Annotated in this window: 7 protein-coding genes and 1 pseudogene; 4 read left to right on the forward strand and 4 right to left on the reverse strand. The window is 41.6% G+C overall.

The window, feature by feature from the left end:
• Positions 1-215: hypothetical protein (locus VE944_RS04160; RefSeq protein ID WP_324972704.1), on the reverse strand; the 215-nt coding region annotated here is incomplete at its 3' end.
• A gap of 182 nt (positions 216-397) precedes the next feature.
• Here VE944_RS04160 and VE944_RS04165 point away from each other — a divergent pair.
• Positions 398-1,627 (forward strand): ATP-binding protein, encoded by a 1,230-nt coding sequence (locus VE944_RS04165; RefSeq protein WP_324972707.1) that lies wholly within the window; start codon positions 398-400, stop codon positions 1,625-1,627.
• A gap of 269 nt (positions 1,628-1,896) precedes the next feature.
• Here the strand turns inward: VE944_RS04165 and VE944_RS04170 are convergent, their stop codons facing one another.
• The gene (locus VE944_RS04170) at positions 1,897-2,985 is read right to left on the reverse strand and encodes a RuBisCO accumulation factor 1 (protein WP_324972710.1); all 1,089 of its coding nucleotides are present in this window, start codon (positions 2,983-2,985) and stop codon (positions 1,897-1,899) included.
• Positions 2,986-3,375: 390 nt separating this feature from the next.
• Here VE944_RS04170 and VE944_RS04175 point away from each other — a divergent pair, with 390 nt between their 5' ends.
• The 3 genes from VE944_RS04175 to VE944_RS04185 all read left to right on the forward strand — a co-directional run bounded on the left by VE944_RS04175 (position 3,376) and on the right by VE944_RS04185 (position 6,573).
• Positions 3,376-4,314: a response regulator gene (locus VE944_RS04175; protein ID WP_324972713.1), complete on the forward strand. Its 939-nt coding sequence runs from the start codon at positions 3,376-3,378 to the stop codon at positions 4,312-4,314.
• A gap of 80 nt (positions 4,315-4,394) precedes the next feature.
• The gene (gene ubiE / locus VE944_RS04180; protein WP_324972717.1) at positions 4,395-5,108 is read left to right on the forward strand and encodes a bifunctional demethylmenaquinone methyltransferase/2-methoxy-6-polyprenyl-1,4-benzoquinol methylase UbiE; all 714 of its coding nucleotides are present in this window, start codon (positions 4,395-4,397) and stop codon (positions 5,106-5,108) included.
• A gap of 229 nt (positions 5,109-5,337) precedes the next feature.
• Positions 5,338-6,573 carry a DUF445 domain-containing protein gene (locus VE944_RS04185; protein ID WP_324972719.1) on the forward strand — a complete coding sequence of 412 codons (1,236 nt, stop codon included), beginning with the start codon at positions 5,338-5,340 and terminating at the stop codon, positions 6,571-6,573.
• Between the two features lie 83 nt (positions 6,574-6,656).
• Here the strand turns inward: VE944_RS04185 and VE944_RS04190 are convergent, their stop codons facing one another.
• Positions 6,657-7,232: a Uma2 family endonuclease gene (locus VE944_RS04190; protein WP_324972722.1), complete on the reverse strand. Its 576-nt coding sequence runs from the start codon at positions 7,230-7,232 to the stop codon at positions 6,657-6,659.
• 155 nt (positions 7,233-7,387) lie between these two features.
• Positions 7,388-7,607: pseudogene (locus VE944_RS04195) on the reverse strand (cytochrome P450); the annotation flags it as partial.

Below are 7,607 nucleotides of genomic sequence, written 5' to 3' on the forward strand. Positions count from 1 at the left end.
GCCGCCGCCGCCATCCCAGTAGATTTGCCTGCGCCAGGAACGGCAGAAATAGCCAAAGGGCCAGATTGCCAGTCAGCCATTTGCTGTTGTCCAGGGCGTAGACTGTTGCGGATTGCTAGAATCTTCTCCCGCAGAGAAGGAACAGGCGATCGTTCAGACAATTCTGAGTGCAGTAATTCTTGAGGCACAGTAGCGGTAAATTTAGAGTCTGACATATCAGATTTTATATTTTGAAGAAGAATTCTCCAAGCCAGAATTCACAACTCAGCAATTTTTTAGTGCGGGATTCAAACCCGTAACTTTTTGTTGACCACTAAAACATACATATTAATGTTAGATTATATTATCCTAATTTGATATCTTTCTTAGTGCCAACTAACCAGAAGAATAAATAAACATGAAAATTAAACAACTAATTACAGAAGCACTTAGCTTACCTAATGATGCTATTTCTTATCATGTTAGTCAGGAGCTAGCAGCTATTTATCCTAAAAAAGCATTGCTGGAAAGTAATGATAGTTCGTTCAATTTAGAAAATTACGCTGCGGCAAACCTTTGCAAAATTAAATATGATACTCATATCCATAACCAGACGCTTACTGGTTGGAATGGCATGGAAAATGAAATTTACAGATATACTGAAAATGCCAGTTTTCAAGTTTCATGGCAAGGTTCTAAACTTGATGTACTCTTAATGAGTTGGCACGAAGGTTATTGTAAAAATCGCTATTTTTGGATTTTGGCGAATAGTATAGAAGTCGCTCAAAGTTTTTTCGCCGCAGTTTGTGATTGGAACTCACAAATTCGTAATGAGCTTTTAGTTTTTGAAGATGGCTACTGGGATAAAAATTCAGAGTTATTTGAATCTATTCAAAGCGCAACTTTTGAAAATCTCATCTTGCATAGAACTCTTAAACAAGATATTCAAGATGACCTAATAAACTTCTTTGCATCCCGCGAGACTTACGCAACTTACAGTGTTCCTTGGAAACGTGGTATTTTATTTATTGGCTCACCAGGAAATGGTAAAACGCATACAGTTAAAGCATTGATTAATCAAATGCAGCAGCCTTGCTTATACGTTAAAAGCTTTAAGTCTGAGTATGCTACTGATAGCGAAAATATCCGTAAAGTATTCAAACAAGCACGGCAATCTGCCCCTTGTGTTTTGGTATTAGAAGATATTGACTCTCTATTGAATGATGAAAACCGCTCTTTCTTTTTAAATGAACTTGATGGCTTTGCCTCTAATCAAGGAATTGTGACTATTGCAACCACTAATCATCCAGAGCGTTTAGATTCAGCAATTAGCAATCGCCCCAGCCGCTTTGATCGCAAATATCATTTTGACCTGCCAGCTATTCCAGAACGAGAAGCTTACATCACATTGTGGAATGATAAATTACAAACTGCAATGGGCTTGTCTGAGCAAGGTGTGAGTCAGATGGTTGCATTAACCGAAGGCTTTTCTTTTGCTTACCTCAAAGAACTATTTCTCTCGTCAATGATTCGTTGGATGGGAGAGATGGAAACTGGTGCGCTAGAGAAAATCATGATTTCTCAAGTTGCAATTTTACGAGAACAAATGAGCAGCACAACTGTTAGCGACAAAGATTTAGAAAAGTAAAATGAAAATTTATGAGAACAGAACTCAGGAGTTAGGAGTCAGTCAACTTAAGGTAAAATTCATGTCCCGCCTTAAACTTTAGTTTCTTCCTAATAGCAAAAGTTATCTTCAGATGACTAAATATAGTCAAAAATCTTTAGTCTACTTTAGTAGACTTTAGCTATTAGCCTTGAACTTTAGTTCCAGGCGGGTAAGTCAGCCAACAGGTAAGCTATTTCTAGGCTTTTGTTAACACTTCTCCAATCCAAAATCCAAAATCCAAAATTGCATTATTCGTCAATCTGCCAGGAATCTTTAGTTAATTCTTCATCCAAAATTTTCTTAGGACGCACGATGATAATAACTTGTCCTAATAGATGAATTTCTGGCTCAGTTTCAAACCACTGAAAATCTAATTCACCACCCTTTTCGACAACAAAATAGCTGGAGGCATCCCATTCTCGTTGGGCACGATCTACCACTACTACCACCGGCCCTAATTGGCTTTGGGTTTGGATGGGGAAGCGATCGCTATTTGCTAAAATCACTACTGGATCTTCTGCCGCTAACAACACTTGCCAACCTGGTAATGGTATCCAAGCTTGCTCTCCAGAAAACTTGACCAACCGAAATGGTTCAATTTCTGTCAGTATGGGCACAGCCTGCAAGTCTTGTCGTGATAATGGCAACTCGCCTACCACGGGCAAAATTCGAGGTAATTGTTCTTCAAATTCCAGACGGTAAAAGGGTAGAATTGGCGCTGGACGCTGGGGAGTAGTAGTAAAATCAGTCAGTAGCTGTTCGATTTTTTGTCTTGCTGCTGGCGTGTGAGCAAAGCGTAAACCTTTGGCTATTAGGCGCGATCGCTGTTGTAAATCTGCATTTTGGCGTGCCAGTTTCCAAACTTGATGAGCAACAGCATCCCCAGGATGGGCAGAAAACCCTTCTGGTAAAGTGCGGTAATAAGAGAATTCTTTAAGTGCTTTTGCTATTTCCCGTGCCTCATCGGCATCAACATTATGGACGAAGATTAGTTCTGCGGCGGCGGCGCGTTCTTCTTGGGTAAGCAAACGCAGTTCGTATAAAACATCACTGCCGCGTATAGCATAGTGCGATCGCGTTGCTTCTGATACTCCAAACTTTTCCAAAGAATTGTAAACTTGAGAACCAACAACCACCTGATTTTGTTGAATCGGCTCAAATCCAGTCGCCTCAAAAATGTCTTGGGGATTGTAACCGGTTTTTAGCAACGAGGCGATCGCCGTTCCCCATTCCACCCAGTTACCTTGTTTTTGCCTCAGCCTTCGCAGTAATTCTTGTGCTACATCGTTAGTAGCATTTTCTTCGGGATTCTGAGCGTTGGGTGGTAGATCAGTCATAATCAGAGTGCGAGCTTCAACTTGAGAGGTTGATTAATACCTCATGAGCAAGTCTTATTCTAATCTATGAACTACCCATAGTTATATCTTCCTTCCACCTGCCCACTTTCTTGCCAAGAAATTTATTTCACAGGCTTTTAGGGCAAGTCTACTTAAGTGGACTCTAATCTTTATTGAGCCATCTTTAGAAGAATGCAAGCTGATAGCCTCAGAATTCATTCTTTTCTTGCTTCAGATATTTGGGCAGGCAAATATCCTCTGTAACACTCACAGTTACCGTATTTAAACATGCAAGATAACTCCGTAAAAACCCTTGATAAATTTCAGCTATTCTCAACTAAGCTTGGTATGGAATATAACAAGATAGTGAATATTTAAAGGAAATATCTTATGGATAAGCCCACTCTCGAAATTGATAAACTCCAATCTCAAGTGATGACTCTCCGACAATCAAAAAAGCTAAAAATCCTAGTAGTTGACGATGAGCCAGATAATCTCGATTTGCTTTATCGCACCTTTCGACGCGACTTTAATGTTCTGAAAGCTGATAGTGGGGTGAACGCCCTAGAAGTTTTGGCAGCAGAAGGGGAGGTAGCGGTGATTATCTCCGATCAACGGATGCCAGAAATGAAAGGAACTGAGTTTCTCAGCAAGACTGTACCTCAGTTTCCCGATACGGTTAGGATAATTCTCACCGGATTTACTGATATTGAAGACTTGGTAGAGGCGATTAATGCAGGGCAAGTCTATAAATATATCACCAAGCCTTGGGACCCAGGCGAACTGAAGGCAGTGGTGCAAAGAGCAGCAGAAACCTACGACTTGCTTAAGCAACGTACAGAAGAATTACGCCGTTCTCATGCTCAAATAGCCCTGCTGAGTGTTTTGGTACAGGTAACTCAAGCAGTTTCTAGCTTAGAAGAAACTCTCGCTCCAATTGCTAGGGCTGTGAGTCATACTTTTGGAACAGACGGGTGTCTTTTACAACTGACAGATGGAAATACTCTGATTGCGACTCAAGGAACTTACAGCGATACAGGTACAATAGAAAATTGGCTATCTGTTGACCCACTCACAAAGGAAGCGATCGCCACCGGGGAAATGCAAGTTTCCTTAAATATACTTAAAGACACAAAATTAGTTGATGCTATTCACTACAAAGATACGGGTGTTCAAGCACATTTAGTTATCCCAATTGGCTACCGTAATCAACTTTTGGGCGTATTATCCCTACAGTGGAAACAACCCTGCACTTTACGGGAAGATGAATTAATGCTAATTAATTTATCAGCCCAACTGATAGCGATCGCTCTTACTAGTTGTCATTAGTCATTAGTCATTAGTCATTAGTCAAAAACCAATGCCCAATGCCTAATGCCCAATGCCCCATGCCCAATACCCAATACCCAATGACTAACGAAATTCAGTCCATTTTTAACCGTATTGCTCCGGTTTATGACCAGTTGAACGATTGGTTGAGTCTGGGACAGCATCGAATATGGAAGGAAATGGCAGTGAAATGGAGTGCAGCTAAATCGGGTGATACTGCATTAGATTTGTGTTGCGGTAGTGGTGATTTAGCCTTACGTCTGGCACGGCGTGTAGGGGCAACAGGGAAGGTTTACGGAGTAGATTTTTCACCCAACCTGCTAGAAAAAGCTAAAGAACGCTCACATTGGCAGTACCCCCAACCTGCGTTGGCAATGCCTGCCGTAGGCATCGCCTGGATAGAAGCTGACGTGCTAAATTTACCCTTTGAGGATAACCAATTTGATGCCGCAACAATGGGCTACGGTTTAAGAAATGTTAAAGATATTCCCCGCAGTCTCCAAGAGTTATACCGGGTTTTGAAGCCGGGTGCTAAAGCCGCAATTTTAGACTTTCATCGACCGAGTAATCCTCAGCTACGTGCCCTTCAGCAGTTGTATCTGGACAGTTTTGTAGTGCCAGTTGCCAGTTATTTAGGGTTAAAAGAAGAATATGCTTACATCAGCCCTAGCTTAGATCGCTTTCCCATTGGGAGAGAGCAAATAGAGTTAGCGCGTCAAGTTGGTTTTGCTGTTGCCACACACTACCCCATTGTGAACGGTATGATGGGAGTGCTGGTAGTCAGCAAATTTTAGATTTTAGATTTGCAATTTTGGATTGGGGACTGCGGAATAGGTAATGGGTAGTGGAGAATCCTTAGTGGTTAGTGGAAAAACAACTAACAATTAATAACCGCCAAATACCAATTACCAATACTCAATCCCTAATTTATAATCTAGAATCCAAAATCCGTCTTGGTGCAGTCGCCTGCGGAGGGAAACCCTTCCGCAGCGCTGCACCGCAAAATCTAAAATCCAAAATCCTGTGGACTGGTCTCATCTTTGGCTTTATGTGTCTCCCCCGGTACTGGGTGGAATTATTGGCTATTTCACAAATGACATAGCCATCAAAATGTTGTTCCGTCCTTACCGAGCAATTTTCATTGCTGGACGAAGAGTACCCTTCACCCCTGGATTGATTCCCCGCAACCAGGAACGTTTGGCTCTGAACATTTCTAAGACAATCATGGGGTCACTTTTGACACCCCAAGAATTGCAAAATCTGGCGCGGCGTTTGTTGGAAACAGAACGGGTGCAAGGAGCAATTCTCTGGTTGTTGCGGCTGGCAATTGAACAAATTAAAACAGATAAAAACGAGAAAAGTGCCAAAATTGTGGCGGGGATTTTGCGGGATTTAATAGGGGAATCCCTGCCACGGCTACTCAAGGTTTTAGCGCGACGTGAAGACTTTTTGGAAGCGCAGATCAATCAAATTTTTGATCAGATATTGCTGGAATTTCAATTGAGTGAAGAACAAGCCACGCGGCTTGCTGATTGGTTGTTGCAAGGAGTTTTACCGCCAGATGTGCTGCGGCAGACGATAGTTGATTTTTTGACCGATCGCACAATTCAAATTATTGATGAAGGCTTCCGCGAAAAAACCAGTGGGACTTATTGGGTAGTAGCAAATTTGTTTGGCTTACGTAATACTCTCACGCGACTACGAACTTTTTGTTTGGATGAAAAAGAGGCTGCTAATACTCGCTTGCAAGAATTGACTAAAGATTTGCAAATGCGCGATCGCATTAGGAAATTACTGCAAAATTTATCATTACAAAACTTGCCAATGGGGACGGTGCGGCAACTGCGAAAGACCACGCGCGAAAGTGTCCGCCATTACTTACAAAACAGTGGCAGCGATTTTTTACAAGGATTAACTGATTCTGTTGATTGGGAAAATATTGCTGTAGTCCTGCTAAATCGTCTGAGTACTTCACCTGTTGTCAATACTTCTTTAGAAGTAATGAGTCAAGAGTTGGCTTTAATATTAGATAAGTATTTGGAAAAAGATTTAGAAGTAATTGTGGCGCAAGCAATTCCAATTTTGTCGATAGATCAAGTGATAGTTGACCGGGTAAAATCAACTTCACCGGCTGATTTAGAAGCTGCAATTGAGGGAATTGTAAAAAATGAATTGCAAGCTATTGTAACTTTAGGCGGTGTTTTAGGTTTTGTCATCGGGTTATTGCAGACAGGGTTTTTAATATTTAGTCAATATTGATTTTGTGTTTTTGAGTGCAAATTTTTATTAACTTATAGTTACAAGTTGCTCAGATTGTGAAATGAGTGAAATTAAGCGATCGCTTAACTCAAAATCTGCGTCAAATCCAGCACAAATCCAGGCAATACATCCTCTCCTGATAAGCTAGCAGGCGATTGCAAAACCTCAATATCCTGTCCTGGGCGGTAAATTTCCACCTGTTGGTTTTGCGGATCAATCATCCATCCTAAACGCACACCGTTATCAACGTACTCCTGCATTTTTTGTTGCACAGTCTTTAAGCTGTCTGAAGCAGAGCGTAATTCTACCGCAAAATCTGGAGCGAGTGATAGGAATTTTGCAGGGTCTGGATTCAAGGCTTCTAATCGTTTCCGGCTCACCCAAGATGCATCTGGAGAGCGATTTGCACCATTGGGGAGTTTGAAACCTGTAGAAGAGTCAAAAGCCAAACCTGTGCCATCAGCGTCAGCCCAATTACCTAAGCGCTGCGTCAGTCTACTATTACGATTTCCGCTTTCCCATCCAGTTGGTGGCATGATGATTAATTCTCCCTCTGCGGTGCGCTCAAGTCGCAAATCTCGATTATTTTGACACAGTTGGAAGAACTGCTCATCTGTTAGTTCAATGGTGGGGCTGAGGTTCAGAATCAGGGCAGTCATAATTGCCTCTCAAGCTTTCTAACTGTAGCGTAGCACTGGGTTGACATACTAGGTTAACCATCAATTTGCCAAAAGCCTGAAAAGTGACAGTCTAATTCTCTAAATACCTATGACTTCATCCTAGATGCGGAGAATCGATTTGTTTCATCAAAGATTTATGTTCCGCGACCATATAAAGTAAAGGGAACATTCAATTTGAATATTGCCATACTGCCATCTAGCAGTTGTGTAAACCACTGACTAGTTTGCTCAACTTCGCTCTTGTTCTGACTTCCCAAAAACAGGCGAGTAGCAACCATCAGGGTAAGCTGACGGAAACTAGAATTTAAGGGAATTGTTCTCTGTCCCCAATCTTTGAGGAAGTCTTGCACAATA

This window comes from Nostoc sp., assembly GCF_035638895.1.
Lineage (GTDB): Bacteria > Cyanobacteriota > Cyanobacteriia > Cyanobacteriales > Nostocaceae > Nostoc.

What these genes read in the sequence shown, in the direction of transcription:
- VE944_RS04175 (WP_324972713.1), top strand. Translation starts at nt 3,376, where the DNA reads ATGGATAAGCCCACTCTCGAAATTGATAAACTCCAATCTCAAGTGATG.
- VE944_RS04170 (WP_324972710.1), bottom strand. Translation starts at nt 2,985, where the DNA reads ATGACTGATCTACCACCCAACGCTCAGAATCCCGAAGAAAATGCTACT.
- VE944_RS04190 (WP_324972722.1), bottom strand. Translation starts at nt 7,232, where the DNA reads ATGACTGCCCTGATTCTGAACCTCAGCCCCACCATTGAACTAACAGAT.
- VE944_RS04165 (WP_324972707.1), top strand. Translation starts at nt 398, where the DNA reads ATGAAAATTAAACAACTAATTACAGAAGCACTTAGCTTACCTAATGAT.
- ubiE (WP_324972717.1), top strand. Translation starts at nt 4,395, where the DNA reads ATGACTAACGAAATTCAGTCCATTTTTAACCGTATTGCTCCGGTTTAT.